Origin of the sequence: Nostoc sp. (assembly GCF_036919595.1) — a bacterium.
Lineage (GTDB): Bacteria > Cyanobacteriota > Cyanobacteriia > Cyanobacteriales > Nostocaceae > Nostoc.
Window position 1 is genome coordinate 29,644 of sequence record NZ_JBALCO010000005.1, and the last position, 21,977, is coordinate 51,620.

Consider the following 21,977-nt stretch of genomic DNA (forward strand, 5'->3'; position numbering starts at 1 on the left):
TCAGCGAAAGTTCTCTGAGATAATATAATCATGCACTCATCCTCTTAACTAGTTGGCTAATTATGACTAGCCTCTTACCCAGTTCTCAACCAACAGAAGTTTTTTACCCAAGCTCGGATGGTGAACCTTTGGCAGAAAGTTATGTTCACTTATATGCTCTATTGGCAACTTTAGAAGTATTGAGACAATATTTGCTGGGTAGGCAAGCAACGGTTTTGAGTAACCAGTTTCTCTACTATGCTCAGGGTTTTCCGAAGTTACGAGTAGCTCCAGATGTAATGGTGATTTTTAATGTTGCTCCCGGAGGTAGGGATAATTATAAGATATGGGAAGAAGGACAAGTGCCTGTAGTAATCTTTGAAATGACCTCGGAGGGGACTAAAAACCAGGACACGGGTTTCAAGAAGACGCTGTATGAGCAGTTAGGGGTACTGGAATACTGGTTATTTGACCCTAAGGGAGAGTGGATTAAGGAGCAATTGCAAGGGTATCGGCTGCAAGGCGAGGTGTATGAGCCAATTACAGATAGTCGATGTGAACCTTTGCAGCTGCGTTTGCAAATAGAGGGACAATTGATTGGTTTTTATCGAGAAGACACTGGGGAAAAGTTGCTGATTCCAGAGGAGTTGGTAGAGGCGCTAAAACAGGAAAGATTTGCCAAGGAACAAGCACAGTCGCAAGTGGAAAGGTTGAAGGAACACTTGCGAGCGCTTGGTGTTGACCCTGATACTATCTAGCCATTTGCGATCGCTCTTAACGGGTGCCTCGGATGATCGCAGAGTCCATTTACCTACCTCAACCTGAGCAAAGGCGATCGCTAAAAAAGATCATAACGTATTATGTCAAACAGGTAGCTCATTCGCCAGCATGGGCGTTACCCTAAAAGCACAGTTTCAGCCCAAGAATCCCACGCTTTCAAGGCGTGAGAGTGTCCAATTAACTTAGTGTGATCAACCGTCTTTGCCGAACCGAGAAGGGAGGCTCTACTTTTATGATTTTATTTGGCAACTCATCTTTTTACTCGTAAAATCGAAGACAAGATCAAGGTCAGTAGAAAAGAGTCTCTAAATTAATGAGTACGTTAATCAGTCACGGTGGAAGATCTATCATTAAATTTCAGATGGTAGATCGGATAAATGATATCGTTTGGCAGGCTCATCAAGGTAGCGTTGCTGCGATTATTCAGCTATTGAATGAAAAGCTAGCCAAGTCTGGTGTCAGAACTAGAGCCATTTTTTCTGATGGTGTCCTACAACTTCTGTGCGAGGCGGCTAGGGTAGAGCAACTTGAGCAATCTCCCCTAGTAGAACAAATCCAGCAAATTCTTGAGTCCATCGCCCCGCGTCACATTCGCCTAGTCAATATCAACAGTCGGATTGTTCGGGAACAACAATTACTTTGGTTAAAGGAAATAGATAGCGATCGCGATAACCAACTGCTTTGGTCACAGGAAATTACATTAATTCAGCCCAATATTCTAAAGCAACTAATTAAAGATTTCACAGAAGCTCAAGCTGAACTAGGAAAACCAAATTTCCCTAAAGCTCCAGTCTCTCGTCCTTTAGTACTTATCAATAAAGAAAAACACGAAAATAAACCGAAAAAAAAGATATTAGCAGCGGCTGGTTTATGCTCACTTTTGTTGCTTGGTTGGGTTGTTTATGCCCAATTAGGTAATAACCTGAAAAACCTAATGCAACTAGAAACTTCCAAATTAACTACAGAAAATATTAACGATAATAAAGCCCAGACACCATCCCGTGCTGCTAACAATAGCCTTTCTGAGCCATCTGATGACCCATTTGCAATATCTGTGCGAATTGCCAACCTTGCTTCTGCATCCGGTAAAACAGCCACAACCTCAACTCAGTGGTTAGAGATAGCTGCTAAGTGGCAACGAGCTTCAGATTTAATGGGTACGGTACCACAAAACAACAGCCGTTATCAGGAAGCTAAGATTCGGACTCAACTATATAAGAAATACAGTGAGGCGGCGCAGAAAGAAGCAGATAAGAGTAAATCTTAGTTTTTTCTTATTGGAAGACTTCGATTACTGATTAGTATTTTAGCAGTAGTGAATGGATTATTTATTTTATTTACTTCTCGCACTTCACCTCAGCGCTTAAAACGAATTTCAATATGTTACCGCTTCGATTCTAGCTGACGCTTTTCTTGGGGAATGCGAGCAAATTCCCCATTTAGTAATATTAATTGTGCCGCATAATAGGTGCGAAATTGAACTCCTGGCATCTTATTTGGTTGCTGGATTTCAGCAGTTCTTTAACGCTATTTGCAAGTCCTTTAACTTACACCAATTCTGTATGAAGATGCGCCAAACTACATGAGGAACGAACCGCAAAGGACGCATAGACACGAAGTGGCTTCCCGCAGGGTAGGACACAAAGAAAAAAAGAAATAAGAAGCCAAGAAAATTTGGCGCAGCCTCACAAAGAAATGGTATTGGATATTGCAACAGGATCAAAAACTGCCATAGCTTTCTAACCTATGGCTGATAACTTGCATTTCTCTAAAAAGGACTTTAACCCTTTGATAGCATGGATTTCAGTCCACTAAAGTCTACTAAGGCTATCAGCCAAGAAATAAATTTCTTGGCTGGAGATTGAGCAGGTGCAAGATATAAGTTAACTCAGAAGTTCTCCTGTTTCTTGCAGGGAGTGCAAGCGGCGGTAAATACCCTCGTGACCCAAGAGTTCATTGTGGCTACCTACTTCTACAATCTTTCCTTGCTCAAGAACCACAATTTTATCTGCTTCTCGCACTGTGCTTAGACGATGGGCAATCACAATGGTGGTACAAGTGCCCTGAATTGATCGCATCGCTAGCTGAATCGAACGCTCAGACTCATAATCTAAGCTAGAGGTGGCTTCGTCAAAAACTAGTACGTCTGGTTTCATTAGCAACGCCCTGGCAATTCCCAAGCGTTGCCTTTGTCCTCCAGATAACCTGACACCTCGTTCTCCTACGATGGTGTAATAACCTTGGGGTAAGTGCTGGATTACTTCATCGACTCTGGCAATTTTACAGGCTTCCTGAACCTGCTCCAAGCTGGCATCTGGTCTACCGTAGGTGAGATTATCCAATATAGTACCGTTAAAAACGTCTACTTCTTGGTGAACGATCGCTAATCTCCGTCTATATTTACCCACATCCAAAGTGCAAATATCTTGACCATCAATCAGAATTTGACCTTCTTGAGGTTCAAAATATCGCAATAGCAATTTCATTAAAGTAGACTTCCCAGAACCGGAACGCCCCACTAATGCCACTGTTTGATATGGCTCAATCAACAAGTTAATATCTTGCAAAACTTGACGGTTGGCATCATATCCAAAACTGAGGTGTGACAACTCAACTTTTCCAGTAAATTTATAAGGTGATTCTGCCTGCTTGCTCTCTTCTAAAAGACTAGCTGAATCAGATACAGTTGGCTCTTGGAGAAATTCGTGAAACCGCAGCATGGAAGAGTAACGACGGGCGAAAACTTCTGCCAAGTTAGTAATAGGTTCTAATTCGGCATATGCCATGCTGGAAAGAGTTAAGGTCATCACAAAGTGACCAAGAGAAATTCTCCCATCTATTGTTGCTGCTAAAGTCAAACTTAGGATAATAAACACGCATAACTGAATTATGGTTCTTTGCCAAGTAGCCAGTTTCACATAACCTTTGTGGATGCGATAATCAAGGATCATTAATTCACGATCTAAACGTTGCTTTTGCCGTTTCAGTTCCCTAGCTTCTGTAGCAAATGCTTTTACCGTTTTGATATTGGTGATCAGTTCAGAATTGCGGCTTTCGGTATTCTCTGCATATTTATTCAGACGACTTTCGTAGCTAATCAATTGCTGTAAATCCTTCAAGCTGAAGCTGAGAATAATTACAAAGGAAATTAGATATAAAATCGCAATTCGCCACTCAATCACCAAAATGAACACAAAAATTCCCAGTAAACGAACCAGTTTAGGAATCAATTGTCCGGCGATTTCGGGATACGCCCAAGTGAAGTTCTCAACACCTCTAGCTACTCTTCCAGCGATGCGTCCGGGATTATTTTCGTCATAAAATTCCAGTGGGAGAGTAAGAATTTTGGCGATGGCTGCTTCAGTTTTATTTCGACGCGACCTAAAAGTTATATCCCAGTGAAACCAAACAGTCAACCAGGGCTGTGTTGGCGCTCTCACTACGGTGACAACGAAAATTAAACCCAGTAATACACCCAAAGATAGAAGTTTATTAACAGGGTAATTGGTTATGTCTGAAACAATTGCGATCGTACTTTCAAGTGGTTTATCCAAAGGTTGACCAGACAAAACATTTAAAATCTGTCCGATCGCATAAGGGACAACCAAATCAATGATTTCGTAAATGCCGGATGTCGCAACACTAAAAAGACCTAGCTTCCAGTCAGAGCGAAAGTAATTGATAATATCTTGAAATTTGGCCATGATGCACACCGTCCAAGAGCGCGATCGTGAGCTTGGAATTTTATATACTACGAATGTAATACAAACAAGTCAAGGGCTGATAGGTTTAAATGACTCCTTTGAAGTAGTAGGCATTTGCGCTGGAACAAATTCTAGGCGATAGCGATAGAGGGCAACAGGTCGAAAACCAGCCTTAAAGTAATCTGGATCTTGGGGTGAAAGATAGACAGCAGTAACTTGATCTGCCTCAATCGCCAGATTAGCTGTTGGAAGTTTATGATAAGCGGTGGTAGATTCTACAGAGTTTAAATAGGGGTGTGAACCGCCTTTAAATAGTTGTTGAAACACTTCTGTAGTGATGAACTTGCCATTAGGGGCAGTTTCTGTGGCCCGTGCAGTCACAATGGAAACTAGTTGGTGACTGTTACGCAAAAATGTAATCTGACGATTAGGTGAATCTGGATCTATTTTAACTAATAACACTGCTTCATCCCCTAAATAAGCCCGTGCCAAATTCAAGCTATTAAACGCTCTATCCGCGATTAAAATTGGGGATTTGTAATCTGTCTGAGGAAATATTTTTAACCCAGGAAAATGTGGTTGCTCTTTCACAAATCTTACTACAAAACTCACAGGCTGATTTAATTGTCGGCGATTACCTTCAAACCCTGGTGTTACGATATCTGGTGCTAAAGGCGCAACTAAATCTACCAACGTACTTGTAACCTGCCAATAACCAGCCATCCATTCAGGGTAAACCAAATCACCCGAAGCCGGTTGCACTGAAGTTAATTTTTCCCATTGGGGAAAATTTGCTAATCGGTTAGACAAATCTCCTGCAAGAGCTTCGCCACCCCACAAGAGGAATAACATCAGCAAGCAAAAACTCCAAATTACCTTCATTGTCCGCATTAGCTGTTTTGTATTTATCGATTAAAAATTAAGTAAGTTTTTGTAAAAATTAAAAGTTTGTAGTAACTGGTTTAACGCTCAAGTGCTGACTAAAAACTAATCACAGAGTTTTATTTTTTCTATTTCAGTTTATTTGCGCCAATTTACTTAATCTATGAGATAATAATGCACTTAAGCTATTATGTATTATTCTGATAGCTATTCACCCACAGAATATCGTTTATTCACTAATTTATCATCACAAAGAGCCAACATAGTTAAAGATACTTAACCCCAGAATCCCAAATTATGGTAATAGCATGACATTGGCATTAGGCATGATTGAAGTATATGGCGTTCCCACAGCAGTGGAAGCGGGAGATGCTATGTGTAAAGCTGCCCGGATCACCCTTGTTGGTTATGAAAATACTGATTTGGGGCGAATTACCGTGTTAATTCGGGGGGTTGTAGGCGAGGTAAATGTGGCGATAACAGCAGCACTAAAGGCGGTTCTGCGAGTTAACGGCGGCGAGGTGATTTCTTATCATATTATTCCCCGCCCCCACGAAAATTTAGAATATGTTTTACCGATTCATCGCAGCGTTAATGTGGAGCAGTTCAGTGCAGATATCCGATTTCCTCCACCCCTATCAGTTTAGCTATATTAAATTTCTGCTGGTAAAGGTTGCCAAATATCTCCATATTGCTTCTGTAAAGCTTGCCAAGTTTCTACCTGACCTGGTTCATATTCTCCCGGTTTCCCCCATTGCAAAAATAGGCTTAAAGCAGGCTCCTGTTTCTCATCTAAAAACCGAATGGCATAGGTTGTAAAATTACCCCTTTTCGCTTCACCTATTTCAAATTTCACTTGAGTAATTTTGTCCATATTCAAGTGAAACTCAAAGCCTTCGGTATGCATATTCGCATACTTCCCCTTTGGTAATTCTGCATAAAATAACTTTTCTAGCTTACCTCTTGCTTCTAATACAGCAGCGCTGCTAGTGACAATTAGACGCAATGTTCCAAGAGTCTCACAAGCTGCTAAAAATTCTTTCAAAGTAGTAGTCATAAATTGTTATCCATTGTTATTTGTTGATGCCCTATGTCTATTTTTCGTATTGTTCATAAGCAGCGACAATGCGCTGAACTAGAGGATGGCGCACGACATCTTTTTGGGAAAATTCGCAAAAGGCAATGCCTTCAACCTGTTTTAAAACTTGTAAAGCCACTCCTAAACCCGATTGTTGATGAAGTGGTAAATCAGTTTGTGTCATGTCGCCTGTAATCACCATCCGAGAACGGAAGCCCAAACGAGTCAAAACCATTTTCATCTGAGCAGGTGTAGTATTTTGAGCTTCATCCACAATTACAAAGGCGTTATTCAGGGTGCGTCCCCGCATATAGGCGAGTGGTGCGACTTCAATCACACCACGTTCCATTAAACTGGGTACTTTTTCTGGGTCGATGAATTCATAAATAGCATCGTAAAGTGGGCGAAGATAGGGATTAACTTTCTGCTGCAAGTCTCCAGGCAAAAAGCCAAGTTTTTCACCGGCTTCGACGGCAGGACGAGTTAAAATTAGCTTTTCAACCTGGTTAGCAAGGAGTGCTTGCACAGCAACAACAACGGCGAGATAGGTCTTGCCGGTACCAGCAGGCCCAATCCCAAAGGTGAGGTCACGCCTACGGAGTGCGTCGATATACTGACGCTGGCGAAAGGTTTTAGCACGGACTTCTTCACCCCGACGAGTTTTAGCAAGGACATCTCGCTGTAAATCTTGCAGTTCTCCTTGACGATCGCTATCTATGGCTTGACGGGCTGTTGAAATATCGGCACTGGAAATGGTATTGCCTTTAATCCAGAGGTCTTCAAGCGATCGCACTAATCGAGAAGCCAGATCAATTTGCCCTTGGGTACCACAAATCAGTAATTCCTGTCCGCGTAGCACTAAACTGGCTCCTGTTTGCTGAGATAGGGTTTTGAGATTTTCTTCTCCTTCTCCTGCAAGGGCGATCGCACTGGGAATATTCGGCAGCTGAATTGTTAAGGCACCTGCCATAGTATTTTTTAATTGGTGAGGATCTGTGTTTGACAAAGGTTAATGTTTTCTCGCCAAGGGCGAAATTAGGCTTTTATTACTTACATTTTGGAAAAATATTGGCAACAAATGAATCGGCTGTAGGGGCGTACAACTGTACGCCCCTACTATCAGCAGTATGGTACTGGTGAAGAGTTCAAAAAAAGATCCAAAAATCTTTTTGCTACTTTCCATCTTTACAAAAATTCTGAGCGGAGGTGATCACAACCGCTCAGACTTGCTCTGTAGTTTTAACCTAGCGGAGACGGGGTTTAACAATGGGTTTCGGCCCATCATTTGTCCGCGGTTCTCTTCTAGTCGGCGGTGGCGATCGCTCTTCTGTGTCTTCATCAAAAGACATACCCTCGCGGCCCGGCGTGGTGCTGCCGTAGATATCCAGGTATACTGATTGCCCAGCAGTAGCAGCTGCTGCGGCAATTACTGTACGAATCGCCTGAATATTGCGTCCCCCTCGACCAAACACTTTTCCTTTATCTGTGCTATCAAAGGCGATGCGAACCCAAACCCGATTGAGGGTTTGAGAAATTTCACAATCGACGCTTAAAGTCTCTAGAGATTCTAAAAACGGCTCCACCAAAAACTGAACCAGCCCAAGATAGTTGGGACTAGCTGTTGGGGATATTGTTCCGGAATTATGATGCGGCTGTGGCACTGACCTGTTCAAAAACATTGGCTTTTACTAAAATGCGACGGACGGTGTCAGTGGGTTGAGCGCCTTGTTGTAGTCGCTTGACGATGCCGGGAACGTCTAGTCGCACTTCATCGGTTCTGGGGTTGTAGAATCCCAACTCTTCTAGGGGACGGCCATCGCGGCGAGCGAGGTTGTTAATAGCGACAATGCGGTAACTTGCTTCCCGCTTTTTACCGAATCGCTTCAAGCGCAGTTTGATCATGGTTGAAGAATCATTCTCCTGTTGGTTGTTAGATATTAGTTAGTAACTAGTTGCTGAGGAAGTAGCCTAAATCTGGCTGTTGCCGAGAAATTGAGGGTTAGTTTCCTCTGCTGATAAATTATGAGGTCGAAATGCTAATTTTAGCACTGCCTAGCATTTGCTGCTATTAGTCACTAACTAAACGTGAGTTCGATGGGTTATGTGGTGTCCACCTAGTTAATCGAATCAAAAGACCTCTAAGAAGTTTTACTACGTAAAAACTGTCCATCTGGGAGTGGGAGAGATTTGTCAAACTCACGTTAACTAATGCTTAAAGATTCCCAAAACCTTTTTTCTTTTTATCTTTGGTTTTTTTCTTTTTCGTGCCTGTGGCGTCACCACCATAACCGCGCCATCCTGGGGCGGCAGGACGATTACCTGCACCTGCGAAGGCGTTGCCCATACCGCCACCGCCGAACATTCCCGGCATTCCAGGGAAGCCACCTTGACTCATTTGCTGCATGAGCGATCGCATTTTTTGGAAATCGCCCACCAGTTTAGTTACATCTGATTCTCTATAGCCTGAGCCAGAAGCAATCCGCCGCCGCCGACTGGGTGAACTGGCTAATAAATCGGGGTCGTGGCGTTCTTGGCGAGTCATGGAGTTAATCATCGCCTCACAGCGCTTGAGCTGGGTTTCTCCCTGCTTGAGTTGATCGTCTGAGAGCTTGTTCATCCCTGGAATCATCTTGATGAAGCCTCCCAGAGATCCCATGTTCTTCAACATCCGCAACTGCTTGAGAAAGTCAGTAAAGTCAAACTTCGCTGACAGGATTTTCTCCTGCATTTTCTCAGCATCTGCTAAATCAAACTCTTCCTGGGCTTTTTCTACCAGGGTGAGAACGTCGCCCATTCCCAAAATCCGCGATGCCATGCGATCGGGATAAAACGGTTGTAGTGCCTCGACTTTCTCACCCACACCCACAAACTTAATCGGCGCTCCGGAAATCTTTCGCACAGACAGCGCTGCACCGCCACGGCTATCACCATCCAGCTTGGTGAGAATCGCCCCAGTAATTCCTATCTGCTCATGGAAGGTGCGGGTAAGATTAGCTGCCTCTTGACCAGTCATCGCGTCCACCACCAACAGAGTTTCATGGGGTTGGACAGTTGCTTTGATGCGGGCTAATTCCGCCATCATATCTTCGTCAATTTGCAGGCGTCCAGCAGTATCAATAATTACTGTATTTACACCTTCTGCCCTGCCACGTTCTACACCTTGCCTTGCAATTTCTACTGGGTCTGCGTTGCTTCCTAGTTCAAATACTGGTACGTCAATTTGCTTACCCAACGTCACCAACTGGTCGATCGCTGCTGGGCGATATACGTCTGTCGCTACCAACAAACAGCTACGCTCTAATTTACGGAGATGTAAGGCTAACTTAGCCGTAGCTGTGGTTTTACCAGTACCTTGCAACCCAGCCATTAGCACGATGGTAGGCTGTTCCTGGGCTTCTGCTATGGGAACATTTTCTTCTCCCATCACCTGCACCAGCTCATCGTGAACAATTTTGATAAACTGTTGGTCAGGTCGCACACCGGTAATCACCTCGGCTCCCTGTGCCTTGGCTTCGACTTCGCTAATAAAATCTTTGACTACCTGGAGATTGACATCTGCCTCCAACAAGGCGCGGCGCACTTCGCGCAATGCATCTTGAATGTTGGATTGAGAAATTTTGTCCTGTCCCCGCAATTTTTTCCAGGCGGATTCTAAACGGTCAGATAATGCATCAAACATAATGTAATTACAGGTAGTTCGCCAATAAGGAAGTTTGAACCGCCGATGAATGCGATTCTGAATTTCCGCTAAAGTTTAAATGTGCTATTTACCAGCTTAGTAGTTTTCACCGCGACTGTAGCAACCAGATACCTACCTTTATTAAATATGAAAAAAGATTGAGCTTATACCAATTCTTTATCGAACTGCAAAAAATCAAGCTTGGTAGGACTTGGGGCTTAAGCTTGAAGTTTTGGAGCAACCTCAGATGTAATCGGTATTAAAGTACAGTGAAGGTAAGAATGGCTATTGTACAGCGAGAACCTACATTACATATCGCTATGACTAGCAATACACTGCTTTAACCCACCACCGGGTTTATTGGGAGTGCAACTGGTCAGGCAAAGAATTGCCAGCCCCTTTATTCTTTGCCTTTTGGCTGCAACGCATTAAGCCTTATTTCGCTGGTTTTCAATCACGATGGTTCGGCGCATCTTTGCTTTCGCTATTCATCGGTTCATCCTCGAAGGGAACCAGTTTAGGCTACCAGTTTTACCTCCTTTTCATCCCGCTTTACGGATTGCTCGCTAGTCGCTACCGTAGGGATGATGCTGTTACCGTTGCACCTACGGAGAGGGACTTTTCCTCGGAGCGTTTCCTTGGAATCACCCTCATGGTTATTCAGTTATCATCTGAGAGAGATTAAAGTGCAAACTCCACCCATTGAGGGTTATCTCTCAAATGTCACTCATCCCTGAATATTTCTATTCATTTCGAGTGAACCAATCGCACCCCCACACTGAAGGGACTGAGTTTCCCACTTACCGAGTTATTTTATGATTTGATAACATGGCAAAAATTTCTGCCCTTAAAATCGGCGTTTAGTAATAGAGTGCAGCGTCAAGGATGAACAGGACAAGGGGGACAAGGCAGACAAATAGAATATTTGATAATTTCGCCGCCTCACCCTTCGGGTTGGGAAGTGACGCTCCTGCGGACGCTCGTTCCGACGCTCCTACGTCGCTAACGCTGCGCTATCGCTAGCGCTAAGGGACTCGACGGGAACCCCTTCTCACAGCGTCTTGTACACAAGACTCCGACTTGCTCACTACCTCACCCCTTCGCCACGTACTCTTCCCTGTTTGCGTCCGAAAAAAGTAGAGGGGTTTCAGATGTTTTGTACGCTGTGAGTCTAGTCGCTGATATTGTTGATAGCTGAGAACGAATTAATCATTCATGGGATAAGGATTTCAGATCATGGGCAAATTTAGACGCGTACCCGTTGGGATTGTTGGCGCGTCGGGCTATGGCGGAGTACAGTTAGTACGACTACTGATGGATCATCCAGAAGTCGAACTGGTTTATTTAGGTGGTGAGAGCAGTATCGGGAAATGCTTTGGAGATATCTACCCGCATCTGGCTCATGCAGCTAACCTGCCAATAGAGGCAGTAGAACCAGAAATAATTGCTCACCGCTGTGAAGTAGTTTTCCTGTCTTTACCAAATGGTCTGGCTTGCCAAATCGCGCCTAAACTATTAGAAAAAGGATGTAAAATACTGGATTTGAGTGCAGACTATCGGTTTAGTGATTTGGCAACTTATACAAGTTGGTATGGGACACAGAGAAACGATCGCTCAACTGCTGCTACAGCGGTTTATGGATTGCCAGAACTGTATCGCGATCGCATTGCCGAAGCTCAACTCGTTGGTTGTCCTGGTTCCTATCCCACTGCTAGTCTCCTTGCACTTTCGCCACTCTTAAAGCAAGGTTTAATCGTACCAGAAACAGCTATTATCGATGCTAAGTCCGGCACATCTAGCAGTGGACGGCAAGCTCAAACCAACTTATTACTAGCTGAAGCGGACAACTCGATAACAGCTTTCAATGTCGGCCGTCACCGTCATACCCCAGAAATTGAGCAAATTTGCAGTGACTTAGCTGGTCACGAACTCATGATCCAATTTACACCCCACCTTATCCCAATGGTGCGCGGTATTTTGGCAACGGTATATGCCACGCTGCGCGATCCTGGTCTAGTGCGAGATGACTTAATTACAATTTTCTCAGCCTTCTACCGCAACTCTCCTTGGGTGAGAATCTGCGGTAGCGGCGTTTACCCCCAAACGAAGTGGGCTAACGGCAGCAATCTTTGTTATATCGGTGTAGAAGTTGACCCGCGTACAGGTCGCGTGATTGTCATGTCAGCAATTGACAATCTAATTAAAGGACAGGCGGGGCAAGCGATTCAGTGTCTAAACCTGATGATGGGCTGGGATGAAACCTTGGGGTTGCCCAAGTTGGGGTTTTATCCTTAATTGGACATGGGGCATTGGGAAGAATTCTGCGCTCAATCTCCAGTCCCCAGTCCCCAGTCCCCAGCCCCCAGCACCTACTTCGGCCCTAACCCTACAGCACCAGCATAAACGGCGCGATCGCCTAGTTCATCTTCAATTCGCAGCAAGCGATTATATTTTGCTACGCGTTCGCTGCGACAGAGGGAACCTGTTTTGATTTGACCGGCACGGGTTGCTACGGCTAAATCAGCGATCGTTGTGTCTTCTGTTTCACCAGAACGATGGCTAATTACTGAACGAATACCGTTGCGAGTTGCCAAATCAATTGTTTCCAAGGTTTCGGTGAGAGAACCAATTTGATTGAGTTTAATCAAAATTGCATTAGCAGCTTTTTCCTGGATGCCTCTTTGCAAACGTGTGGCGTTAGTAACAAACAAGTCATCTCCTACCAACTGCACCCGCGAACCTAACTTCTGGGTGAGCAATTGCCAACTTTGCCAGTCTTCTTCGTGCAAGCCATCCTCAATTGACACAATTGGGTATTGATCAACCAGTTGTCCTAAATAATCAATAAACTCCGTGGGGGCGTGAGGTTTACCATCGTAAACATACTGCCCATTCTTGTAAAATTCGCTAGCCGCCACATCCAACGCCAAAGCTACTTCTTCCCCTGGCTTATAACCAGCTTTCTTAATGGCAGCAACTAGCAATTCCAAAGCCACCTGATTGGATTCTAGGTTAGGGGCAAAGCCGCCTTCATCACCTACACCAGTGAGCAAACCCTTTTCATCCAACACCTGACTGAGAGTGGCAAACACCTCTGCACCCCAGCGCAATGCTTCCCGGAAGGAAGTTGCCCCAATTGGGACAATCATAAACTCTTGAAAATCCACGTTGTTTGATGCGTGTGCCCCACCGTTAATCACATTCATCAACGGCACTGGTAGCAAATTCGCCAAAGGCCCACCCAAATAGCGATATAGAGGAATTTCTAGAGATTCAGCACCAGCTTTAGCTGCTGCTAGGGAAACCCCCAAAATCGCATTAGCCCCCAAATTGGATTTGTTAGCAGAACCATCTATAGCGATCATCGTCCGGTCTAGCAGTTCTTGGTTGAGGGCATCCAAGCCTAACAATTGGGGTGCAAGTGCTTCTTTGACGTTTTGTACTGCCTTGAGTACGCCTTTGCCCCCATAACGGCTTTTATCGCCATCACGCAGTTCGTGGGCCTCAAAAGTGCCAGTAGAGGCACCACTCGGAACCTGCGCTAGTCCGACAACACCGTTGGCTAAATGCACTTCGGCTTCAATTGTTGGTCTACCGCGTGAATCGAGAATTTCACGAGATGCGATCGCCTCAATGGCTGTATCTAGAATGTTACTCATCTGTACTTTATCCTTTATTCGAGTCTGTTACGCATACAGTCCAGTTGCCTAACCCAATCGCTAGCATAGGCGTTTAAGAGACTTTATTGGCTGAGATTAAAGAAGATTTCCATTATATGAATAGGGAGCAATGCCAAAAATGGGTCAGGGAATGTTTATCTTATCCTTTACCTTTTAATTCTTTCCCTGATGGCATTTGTACCTTCAGACTTTCAGCTAGGTAAAATATTGGCAGAGAACACTAAATCAATTACAGAGAAAAGCTCATGCAATTACTACACACAATGCTGCGGGTGGGCAACCTCGAAGAGTCCTTAAAGTTCTACTGTGAAGTTTTGGGAATGAAATTACTGCGCCGAAAAGATTATCCAGGGGGAGAATTTACCTTGGCTTTTGTTGGCTACGGTGACGAAAGCAACAATACGGTAATAGAACTAACTTACAACTGGGGGGTAGAAAAGTACGAATTGGGTAATGCTTATGGTCACATTGCCCTTGGCGTTGATGATATTTACGCTATGTGTGAAGAAATCCGCAATCAAGCCGGTAAAGTCGTGCGTGAACCAGGGCCGATGAAACATGGTTCGACAGTAATTGCTTTTGTGGAAGATCCAGATGGGTATAAAATTGAATTGATTCAACTGGGAACTCAAGGGTCAGCAGTCAAACAGGAATCACAAGAGCAACTTGTGAGTCAGTAATTCTTATAATTAAGAATATAGGTGATGGATCTAAGCTTCAGTAGTGCTGAATTTTGAGTGGGGAGGAAAACCCTGTCAAAGGCAATAAAGGGATAAGAAAATCCACACCGATGTCTGAAAAAGTTGAGCTAGATACGGAGAAAATAATTTTTCCCGCACACTGGCGTCTCGCAGTTTTGTTACCCAGACGCGCGAGACTTTTCGCTTTTTGCCTCCCATTTTTAGGCGGGCTAGGGGATCTCCTCTGCGTAAATCCTATTAGTATTATCCCCATATTGTCATGATGAGCAACACTAATAGCGATGCCGATAGCCCGTCGTCAACATTGCTCCAATACTACCATTTGGCAAAGTCAGCTCAGAACAGTGTTTTCGTTTTAAATTAGAAAATAGGTAATAGAGTAAACTATCACCAAATTACCAATCCTAAATTGCCACCGACGATACACGCGGATATACGCTGAGAATGTTTGGATAATTAGTGACTGGGGAAGAGTTTTTCCAATCCCCATTACTCTTTATCCCCAGAGGGGACTACGAGTTCCCCAATCCCTAAACTAAAAATCAAAATTCCAAAATTTTAAAGATGCAACCTACAGATCCGAATAAATTTACTGATAAAGCCTGGGAAGCGATTGTTAAATCTCAGGATATAGTCCGTGCTTATCAACAACAGCAATTAGATGTTGAACATTTAATTCTTGCCCTGTTAGAAGAACCCACTAGTCTAGCAATACGTATTCTGGCTCGATCTGAGGTCGATCCAATCCGCTTGCAACAGCAGTTAGAAGCCTTTACCCAACGTCAGCCCAAAGTTGGTAAAAGTGATCAGCTTTACCTTAGCCGCAATTTAGATGTTTTACTAGACCGAGCCGAGGAAGCTAGAACCAGGATGAAAGACTCCTACGTTTCTGTGGAACACATCCTCTTGGCATTTGCTGAAGACGATCGCATTGGACGAAAGATACTCAAAGGCTTTAGTGCGGATACAGAAAAACTAGAAGCTACCATCAAAACTATTCGCGGTAGCCAAAAAGTGACAGATCAAACCCCAGAATCCCGCTATGAAGCTTTACAAAAATTTGGCAGAGATTTGACAGAACAGGCAAAATCTGGAAAACTTGACCCGGTAATTGGGCGGGATGACGAAATTCGGCGGGTAATTCAAGTTTTGTCTCGTCGGAGCAAAAATAACCCGGTATTAATTGGTGAACCTGGGGTAGGTAAAACTGCGATCGCCGAAGCTTTGGCACAACGGATGGTAAACGGTGATGTTCCCGAATCTCTGAAAAACCGCAAACTCATTTCTTTAGATATTGGTAGTTTGATTGCTGGGGCCAAATTGCGAGGAGAATTTGAAGAACGCTTGAAAGCAGTCCTCAAGGAAGTTACAGAATCTAACGGTGACATCGTACTGTTTATTGACGAATTGCATACTGTAGTCGGTGCCGGTTCCACTCAACAAGGGGCAATGGATGCCGGAAATCTGCTCAAACCAATGCTGGCGCGGGGAGAACTGCGTTGCATTGGCGCGACTACCCTCGACGAGTTCCGCAAACACATTGAGAAAGACGCTGCCTTGGAACGCCGCTTTCAGCAAGTATTTGTGGATCAGCCAAGTGTGGAAAATACTATTTCCATTCTCCGGGGATTGAAAGAACGCTATGAAGTCCATCACAACGTCAAAATTTCTGATTCGGCTTTGGTAGCAGCAGCAACTCTGTCAGCACGTTACATTAGTGATCGCTTTTTGCCAGATAAAGCTATTGATTTAGTGGATGAGGCAGCAGCACAGTTGAAAATGGAAATTACCTCCAAACCAGCAGAATTGGAAACCATTGATCGCCGCCTCATGCAGTTAGAAATGGAAAAGCTGTCATTAGCTGGCGAAGAAAAGGGTACTCCCCAAACTAAAGAACGTTTGCAGCGAATTGAGCAAGAAATCGCCAGTTTAACCGGAAAACAGAAAATATTTAATGAGCAATGGCAAGGTGAAAAGCAGATATTGGAGGCGATAAGCGCCTTAAAGAAAGAAGAAGATGCGCTGCGAGTGCAAATTGAACAGGCGGAACGTGCTTATGATCTAAATAAAGCTGCCCAATTGAAATATGGCAAATTGGAGGGAGTACAGCACGATCGCGAAGCCAAAGAAGCGAGCCTTTTAGAAATTCAAAACCAAGGTTCCACGTTGCTGCGAGAACAAGTCACTGAAGCCGATATTGCCGAAATTGTCGCTAAATGGACAGGAATTCCCGTAAATCGCCTGTTGGAATCAGAACGCCAAAAATTACTGCAACTAGAAAGTCATTTACATCAACGAGTCATTGGGCAAGAAGAAGCTGTAGAAGCAGTAGCAGCAGCGATTCGTCGCGCCCGTGCGGGGATGAAAGACCCCTCTCGTCCCATTGGTTCATTTTTGTTCATGGGCCCCACTGGTGTGGGTAAAACCGAACTCGCCCGCGCTTTAGCTCAGTTTCTCTTTGATTCTGATGATGCATTGGTGCGCTTGGATATGTCTGAGTATATGGAAAAACACTCAGTTTCTCGCCTTGTGGGAGCGCCTCCAGGATATGTAGGATATGAAGAAGGCGGTCAACTTTCCGAGGCGGTTCGCCGCCGTCCCTACTCAGTGGTGCTGTTGGATGAAGTGGAAAAGGCGCATCCCGATGTGTTCAATATTTTATTGCAGGTGCTAGACGATGGGAGAATTACTGACTCTCAGGGGAGAACAGTAGATTTTCGCAACAGCGTTATTGTGATGACCAGTAACATTGGTAGCGAACATATCTTGGATGTAGCTGGTGATGATTCCAAGTATGAAAAAATGCGCGTCAGGGTAATGGAAGCTTTGCGATCGCATTTCCGCCCGGAATTTCTAAACCGCGTTGATGATATTATTCTCTTCCATACCTTAAATCGCACGGAAATGCGGCATATCATCCGCATTCAACTCAAACGGGTAGAAAATCTCCTCCGAGAGCAAAAAATCTTCTTTGAGATATCCCAATCTGCTTGTGATTACCTTGTCGAATCAGGCTATGACCCAGTTTACGGTGCCCGTCCACTGAAACGGGCAATTCAGCGAGAAGTAGAAAATCCTTTGGCTACCAAGTTATTGGAAAATACTTTTATCTCTGGAGACACGATTATGATTGACAAAAATGAAAACGGTCTGTCTTTTAGCAAAAAAGTGCCAGTAAAGGTGTCAGTATCACAAATTGCTACATAGTCTAAGAAGGCGATTATAAATGGCGGCTACCCAGACGAAATCCACCTCCGTAGGTTCATTTTTCTTATTCTCTACGAGACGCTGTGCGATCGCAGAAGCCGTAAAGTGAGAAGGCGATCATCATATCAGTTTCCTGCTTCTACATGAATTATGTTGTGATTTTCACTTTCTCAGTCTTCACCATCCAAAATCGAGAATTCTGTTAATTTAAACTAGTATTTTAAGTGGAAGTGAGAAGGTGATATATCTCCAAAAGTTGCTTAGAATAATGTTTCTGTCAGCGCTGATATTAAAGACATTAAGTCAGCGTCTAATCCCAGTCTAATTTTTACAGCTTGGTCGGAGGATGAGGGCTAATAAACCTGCGTTGAAAATCGGGAGTAGGGAAATCCGAATCAGAAAATGGGGGCAAACAATGCTCAAAAAAGGAGCGATCGCCTAAGTTATGGTTTTAAAATCCTAATTGGTATCATGCCTTTCTGTGTTATCCGGGTTTATCCTGGAAAACAGAGGGTTAGGCTGTATTAGCCACTATCATCATTTCAGATACTAACGTCGAAGATTACCAATTATGCTAGAACAAGGCACCATCAGTATTCATACTGAGAATATTTTCCCGATCATTAAGAAGTCGCTTTACTCAGATCATCAAATCTTCTTGCGGGAACTGGTATCCAACGCCGTAGACGCCATCCAAAAGCTGAAAATGGTATCCCGCGCTGGAGATTACGCTGGAGAAATTGGCGAACCAGAAATTGAAATTGCCATTGACAAAAATAACAAAACCCTATCCATCTCCGATAACGGTATCGGGATGACCGCAGAAGAAGTTAAGAAATATATCAATCAGGTTGCCTTCTCTAGTGCTGAAGAATTTATTCATAAGTATGAAGGCAAATCAGATCAACCGATTATTGGTCACTTCGGTCTTGGTTTCTACTCCTCATTCATGGTGGCGCAAAAGGTAGAAATTGATACTCTATCCTACCAAGAAGGGGCACAAGCAGTTCACTGGACTTGTGATGGTTCCCCAGCATTCACCCTAGAAGAATCGCCCCGGACAACTCGCGGTACTACTATAACTCTCAGCCTGCAAGGAGAAGAAGAGGAATTTCTAGAAGAAGCACGAATTAAGAATCTTGTCAAGACATACTGCGATTTCTTACCAGTACCGATAAAACTAGAAGGTGAAGTACTAAATAAGCAAATAGCACCGTGGCGAGAGTCTCCGAGTAATCTCAGTCAAGAAGAATATTTAGAGTTTTACCGCTACCTGTATCCTTTTCAGGAAGAACCGCTGTTATGGGTACATCTAAATACTGACTATCCCTTCATCATCAACGGGATTCTGTATTTTCCCAAAATGAGGCCGGATGTAGATGTTACTAAAGGGCAGATCAAGCTATTTAGTAATCAAGTTTTTGTTAGCGACAACTGCGAAGAAATTATTCCGCAATTTCTAACTCCAATGCGGGGTGTGATTGATAGCACCGATATTCCTCTGAACGTATCGCGCAGCGCTTTGCAAGGCGATCGCACCGTGCGGCGAATTGGTGATTACATTGCTAAGAAAGTAGGCGATCGCCTCAAAGAACTTTTCCGTGACAACCGTGAACAATACATTAGCGCCTGGAAAGACCTCGGTACTTTTGTAAAATTTGGCGTTCTCAACGACGAGAAATTCAAAAAACAAATTGAAGATATCATCGTCTTCCGCACTACCGCCAAGCTGACAGAAAAGCCTGCTGCTGAAACTCCAGTAGTCGAAGTACAGTCTTCAGACGGAGATGCTTGGCAAGATGTCACTCCTGCTTCAGCCAGTTCTGAGAACTCAGAACCCAGCGCTCCCTATACTACGCTCAAAGAGTATCTAGAACGTAACAAAGAACGTCACGAAAACCGGGTTTTCTACAGTACCGATGCCGCAACCCAAGCTACCTATATAGAACTACACAAAAATCAAGGCTTGGAAGTCCTGTTTATGGACTCCTTCATCGACACCCACTTTATCAACTTCCTAGAGCGGGAATATCAGGATGTCAAATTTACGCGGGTGGACTCAGATTTGGATAATACCCTGCTGGAACAAGACAAAGCTACGGAAATTGTTGATCCCAAGACGAACAAAACCCGGAGTGAGAGCATCAAAGAGTTATTTGAGAAATCTCTCAAAAAACCCAAACTCAACATCCGTACCGAAGCTTTGAAATCAGACGATCCCCAAGGGACACCACCTGCGATCGTGCTTTTACCAGAGATTCTCCGCCGGATGCGAGAAATGAACGCCATGATGCAGCAACAAACAGTAGATTTTCCTGAAGATCACGTTTTGCTGGTGAATACTGCTCACCCGCTGATTCAAAATCTGGTAAATCTTAACCAAGGTAGTATTATTCAAGGTGACGGTCAATCGCCTACAGATCAGTTAGTAAACTTGATTTGCCAACATGTCTACGATTTAGCGCTGATGTCTCAGAAAGGATTTGACGCTGAGGGGATGAAATCTTTTGTCGAGCGCTCGAATGAGGTACTCACTAAGCTGACGGAACAAGCTAGTAAATAGTGCTGAGTTAAGAGTAGAGAGGCGATTAATCGCCTCTCTACATGGAGTTAGGAGTTATTTCTCTCCCTGTCCCTTATCCCTCTCCTCCCTTTCCTACTTCTGTTGCCTAAGACCTAAAATGGAAAGGCTGTATTAAAATAACAATCTGGAGATACTTGCTATGTCCCGTCGCTGTGAACTAACTGGTAAGAAGGCAAATAACGCCTTTGCTGTTTCTCACTCCCACCGCCGTACTAAACGCCTTCAGCACGCCAATCTGCAAAGCAAGCGTGTTTGGTGGGCAGGAGGAAATCGCTGGGTAAAATTAAAGCTGTCTACCAAAGCAATTAAAACCCTAGATAGTAAAGGGTTAGAAGCGATGGCAAAAGAAGCTGGTATCAACCTGAATCATTACTAAGTAAGGTGGATTTATAACCTAAAACTATGTAGCAGAAACAGGATAAGCGGCCAAAGCCGCTGCTTATCCTGCTTCCCTACCAAAATAGGACTGAAATTAGGCGATTCAGTACCCAAAATTAATTAATTATTAATTACGAATTATGAATTATTTCTCTTGTATCTGCTTTTGTACCCAAAGACGAAAAGCTTTGAGTGTTGCATTTCTACCTGCTATTCTACTTTGCTCCAGATATTGGGTAATCGTTTTAATTAGTGGGAATAGAGGAAAATTTAGGCTTTGCGGAGACTCTATATAATGCCCATCTCGCAGAACATTAATTTGGAAATTTCCTTTATTAAAACGCCAAAGCTCAGGTACTTTTAAAGCTTCATAAATATTAGGATGAGTGCGAGAAGTAATATCAATTTCTAGAGCTAAATCTGGAGGAGGGTCTACTGTTAAATCTAGTCGCTTCTTCTTGCGAATCTTAGATTCATTTTTTATATAGAAACACTGGTCATGTTCTATACCTTGAACCATTGCTTGGTTTTTGAAAGTTGTAGAACCAAGGCTGATGAACTCAGTATTTAGTTCTTCTAAAAGCGCTTTGATTAAATCACTAATAATTTCTTTGTCATATTCATGTTCTGGCAGTGGTGCCATAATCTCCAGTATTCCCCTGTCATAAGCAATTCGTGCAGCACGATGTTCCCCTAAATCTTCTAAAATTGTTTCCAATTCCTGCCAGGTTACATCTCGCAGTAGCACTCTTTGTCCTGGTGGAACATGGATGCGCTTTAATTCCAACAACATCATCTCCACTCCCAGTAGCTCAAACCTAAATTTAGCTTACTCCAGTTGACTAATGCGCTACGACAATTTTTGCTGCTTCATCACTAAAATTGTTAGATGCTTGTACACACAGCAGCTTGTCCTCGAACATCAGTTGCTTAAAAAACCCCTTATAGAAGTGTATACAGGGGCGATCGCTCCTACATAGAAAAGCGTAGTTTAAAGAAAAACCTCTGGAAACTCCAGAGGTTTTGGTTCCTGATTTAGTTTCTACTTGTTACTCCAACTTGTCCTTAGTCATTTCCCGATAATGAAGGAAATTATTTGATTTGAGTAGTTATAGGACTTACGCACGAGTTACGGAATAACGAACCGCAGAGGCGCAGAGGACACGGAGAAATCAGAGTTTGAGAGAGCAGCTAAAGTCATAAATTGTCAGTTGCATTTAGATTAGCTTGTTGATATCAAAGCTGTTGCAGTTTTACAATACAAAGGACGTGGTAGACCTAGTAAGGATGCTCAAGTAACGAAACACTATCAAATTCATCATCCG

Annotated in this window: 18 protein-coding genes; 9 read left to right on the plus strand and 9 right to left on the minus strand. The window is 43.7% G+C overall.

Annotated elements, in window-relative coordinates; all coding sequences use genetic code 11:
* Positions 1–62: 62 nt before the first annotated feature.
* Positions 63–737 (plus strand): Uma2 family endonuclease, encoded by a 675-nt coding sequence (locus tag V7K21_RS00250; RefSeq protein ID WP_335170843.1) that lies wholly within the window; start codon positions 63–65, stop codon positions 735–737.
* A 383-nt stretch (positions 738–1,120) separates the two neighbouring features.
* On the plus strand, positions 1,121–2,026 hold the full coding sequence (locus V7K21_RS00255) for a hypothetical protein (protein WP_335170844.1): 906 nt from the start codon (positions 1,121–1,123) through the stop codon (positions 2,024–2,026).
* 616 nt (positions 2,027–2,642) lie between these two features.
* Here V7K21_RS00255 and V7K21_RS00260 read toward each other — a convergent pair.
* Positions 2,643–4,463 (minus strand): ABC transporter ATP-binding protein, encoded by a 1,821-nt coding sequence (locus tag V7K21_RS00260; RefSeq protein ID WP_335170845.1) that lies wholly within the window; start codon positions 4,461–4,463, stop codon positions 2,643–2,645.
* A 69-nt stretch (positions 4,464–4,532) separates the two neighbouring features.
* Positions 4,533–5,354, minus strand: a complete 822-nt coding sequence (locus V7K21_RS00265; RefSeq protein WP_335170846.1) for a DUF6816 family protein — start codon at positions 5,352–5,354, stop codon at positions 4,533–4,535.
* A gap of 299 nt (positions 5,355–5,653) precedes the next feature.
* Between V7K21_RS00265 and V7K21_RS00270 the strand changes: the two genes are divergently transcribed.
* Positions 5,654–5,992 (plus strand): carbon dioxide-concentrating mechanism protein CcmK, encoded by a 339-nt coding sequence (locus V7K21_RS00270; protein ID WP_335020333.1) that lies wholly within the window; start codon positions 5,654–5,656, stop codon positions 5,990–5,992.
* Positions 5,993–5,997: 5 nt separating this feature from the next.
* Here V7K21_RS00270 and V7K21_RS00275 read toward each other — a convergent pair whose 3' ends face one another.
* The 5 genes from V7K21_RS00275 to ffh form a co-directional block, all read right to left on the minus strand.
* Positions 5,998–6,402 carry a ChuX/HutX family heme-like substrate-binding protein gene (locus V7K21_RS00275; protein WP_335170847.1) on the minus strand — a complete coding sequence of 135 codons (405 nt, stop codon included), beginning with the start codon at positions 6,400–6,402 and terminating at the stop codon, positions 5,998–6,000.
* Positions 6,403–6,439: 37 nt separating this feature from the next.
* Positions 6,440–7,393, minus strand: a complete 954-nt coding sequence (locus tag V7K21_RS00280; RefSeq protein WP_335170848.1) for a PhoH family protein — start codon at positions 7,391–7,393, stop codon at positions 6,440–6,442.
* Positions 7,394–7,667: 274 nt separating this feature from the next.
* A complete protein-coding gene (locus tag V7K21_RS00285) occupies positions 7,668–8,102 on the minus strand; it encodes a KH domain-containing protein (RefSeq protein WP_335170849.1) in 435 nt (144 codons plus the stop codon).
* The gene (gene rpsP, locus V7K21_RS00290) at positions 8,065–8,325 is read right to left on the minus strand and encodes a 30S ribosomal protein S16 (protein WP_012409382.1); all 261 of its coding nucleotides are present in this window, start codon (positions 8,323–8,325) and stop codon (positions 8,065–8,067) included. Before rpsP ends, V7K21_RS00285 begins: the two co-directional genes overlap by 38 nt.
* A 310-nt stretch (positions 8,326–8,635) precedes the next feature.
* Entirely contained in the window at positions 8,636–10,102 is a 1,467-nt protein-coding gene (gene ffh / locus V7K21_RS00295; protein ID WP_335170850.1) for a signal recognition particle protein, read from the minus strand.
* Positions 10,103–10,490: 388 nt separating this feature from the next.
* On the opposite strand from ffh, the gene V7K21_RS00300 reads away from it, so the two are divergent.
* A complete protein-coding gene (locus tag V7K21_RS00300; RefSeq protein ID WP_335170851.1) occupies positions 10,491–10,787 on the plus strand; it encodes a hypothetical protein in 297 nt (98 codons plus the stop codon).
* A gap of 551 nt (positions 10,788–11,338) precedes the next feature.
* Positions 11,339–12,397, plus strand: a complete 1,059-nt coding sequence (gene argC, locus V7K21_RS00305; RefSeq protein ID WP_335170852.1) for an N-acetyl-gamma-glutamyl-phosphate reductase — start codon at positions 11,339–11,341, stop codon at positions 12,395–12,397.
* Positions 12,398–12,471: 74 nt separating this feature from the next.
* Here argC and eno read toward each other — a convergent pair whose 3' ends face one another.
* Positions 12,472–13,761: a phosphopyruvate hydratase gene (gene eno / locus V7K21_RS00310; RefSeq protein ID WP_335170853.1), complete on the minus strand. Its 1,290-nt coding sequence runs from the start codon at positions 13,759–13,761 to the stop codon at positions 12,472–12,474.
* A 266-nt stretch (positions 13,762–14,027) separates the two neighbouring features.
* Between eno and gloA the strand changes: the two genes are divergently transcribed.
* The 4 genes from gloA (at position 14,028) to rpmB (ending at position 20,650) form a co-directional block, all read left to right on the plus strand.
* Complete coding sequence (gloA, locus tag V7K21_RS00315) at positions 14,028–14,462, plus strand: lactoylglutathione lyase (protein WP_335170854.1); 435 nt, start codon at positions 14,028–14,030, stop codon at positions 14,460–14,462.
* Positions 14,463–15,047: 585 nt separating this feature from the next.
* Positions 15,048–17,690 carry an ATP-dependent chaperone ClpB gene (gene clpB, locus V7K21_RS00320; RefSeq protein ID WP_335170855.1) on the plus strand — a complete coding sequence of 881 codons (2,643 nt, stop codon included), beginning with the start codon at positions 15,048–15,050 and terminating at the stop codon, positions 17,688–17,690.
* A 571-nt stretch (positions 17,691–18,261) separates the two neighbouring features.
* Entirely contained in the window at positions 18,262–20,253 is a 1,992-nt protein-coding gene (gene htpG, locus V7K21_RS00325; RefSeq protein ID WP_335170856.1) for a molecular chaperone HtpG, read from the plus strand.
* A 160-nt stretch (positions 20,254–20,413) separates the two neighbouring features.
* Positions 20,414–20,650 carry a 50S ribosomal protein L28 gene (rpmB, locus tag V7K21_RS00330; protein WP_335134374.1) on the plus strand — a complete coding sequence of 79 codons (237 nt, stop codon included), beginning with the start codon at positions 20,414–20,416 and terminating at the stop codon, positions 20,648–20,650.
* Between the two features lie 147 nt (positions 20,651–20,797).
* Here the strand turns inward: rpmB and V7K21_RS00335 are convergent, their stop codons facing one another.
* Positions 20,798–21,445 (minus strand): Uma2 family endonuclease, encoded by a 648-nt coding sequence (locus V7K21_RS00335; protein WP_335170931.1) that lies wholly within the window; start codon positions 21,443–21,445, stop codon positions 20,798–20,800.
* Between the last annotated feature and the right edge of the window lie 532 nt (positions 21,446–21,977).

Excerpts from the sequence above, each read along its gene's own strand:
- V7K21_RS00250 (WP_335170843.1), top strand. The coding sequence starts at position 63 with ATGACTAGCCTCTTACCCAGTTCTCAACCAACAGAAGTTTTTTACCCA.
- V7K21_RS00255 (WP_335170844.1), top strand. The coding sequence starts at position 1,121 with ATGGTAGATCGGATAAATGATATCGTTTGGCAGGCTCATCAAGGTAGC.
- V7K21_RS00260 (WP_335170845.1), bottom strand. The coding sequence starts at position 4,463 with ATGGCCAAATTTCAAGATATTATCAATTACTTTCGCTCTGACTGGAAG.
- V7K21_RS00265 (WP_335170846.1), bottom strand. The coding sequence starts at position 5,354 with ATGCGGACAATGAAGGTAATTTGGAGTTTTTGCTTGCTGATGTTATTC.
- V7K21_RS00270 (WP_335020333.1), top strand. The coding sequence starts at position 5,654 with ATGACATTGGCATTAGGCATGATTGAAGTATATGGCGTTCCCACAGCA.
- V7K21_RS00275 (WP_335170847.1), bottom strand. The coding sequence starts at position 6,402 with ATGACTACTACTTTGAAAGAATTTTTAGCAGCTTGTGAGACTCTTGGA.
- V7K21_RS00280 (WP_335170848.1), bottom strand. The coding sequence starts at position 7,393 with ATGGCAGGTGCCTTAACAATTCAGCTGCCGAATATTCCCAGTGCGATC.
- V7K21_RS00285 (WP_335170849.1), bottom strand. The coding sequence starts at position 8,102 with ATGTTTTTGAACAGGTCAGTGCCACAGCCGCATCATAATTCCGGAACA.
- rpsP (WP_012409382.1), bottom strand. The coding sequence starts at position 8,325 with ATGATCAAACTGCGCTTGAAGCGATTCGGTAAAAAGCGGGAAGCAAGT.
- ffh (WP_335170850.1), bottom strand. The coding sequence starts at position 10,102 with ATGTTTGATGCATTATCTGACCGTTTAGAATCCGCCTGGAAAAAATTG.
- argC (WP_335170852.1), top strand. The coding sequence starts at position 11,339 with ATGGGCAAATTTAGACGCGTACCCGTTGGGATTGTTGGCGCGTCGGGC.
- eno (WP_335170853.1), bottom strand. The coding sequence starts at position 13,761 with ATGAGTAACATTCTAGATACAGCCATTGAGGCGATCGCATCTCGTGAA.
- gloA (WP_335170854.1), top strand. The coding sequence starts at position 14,028 with ATGCAATTACTACACACAATGCTGCGGGTGGGCAACCTCGAAGAGTCC.
- clpB (WP_335170855.1), top strand. The coding sequence starts at position 15,048 with ATGCAACCTACAGATCCGAATAAATTTACTGATAAAGCCTGGGAAGCG.
- htpG (WP_335170856.1), top strand. The coding sequence starts at position 18,262 with ATGCTAGAACAAGGCACCATCAGTATTCATACTGAGAATATTTTCCCG.
- rpmB (WP_335134374.1), top strand. The coding sequence starts at position 20,414 with ATGTCCCGTCGCTGTGAACTAACTGGTAAGAAGGCAAATAACGCCTTT.
- V7K21_RS00335 (WP_335170931.1), bottom strand. The coding sequence starts at position 21,445 with ATGTTGTTGGAATTAAAGCGCATCCATGTTCCACCAGGACAAAGAGTG.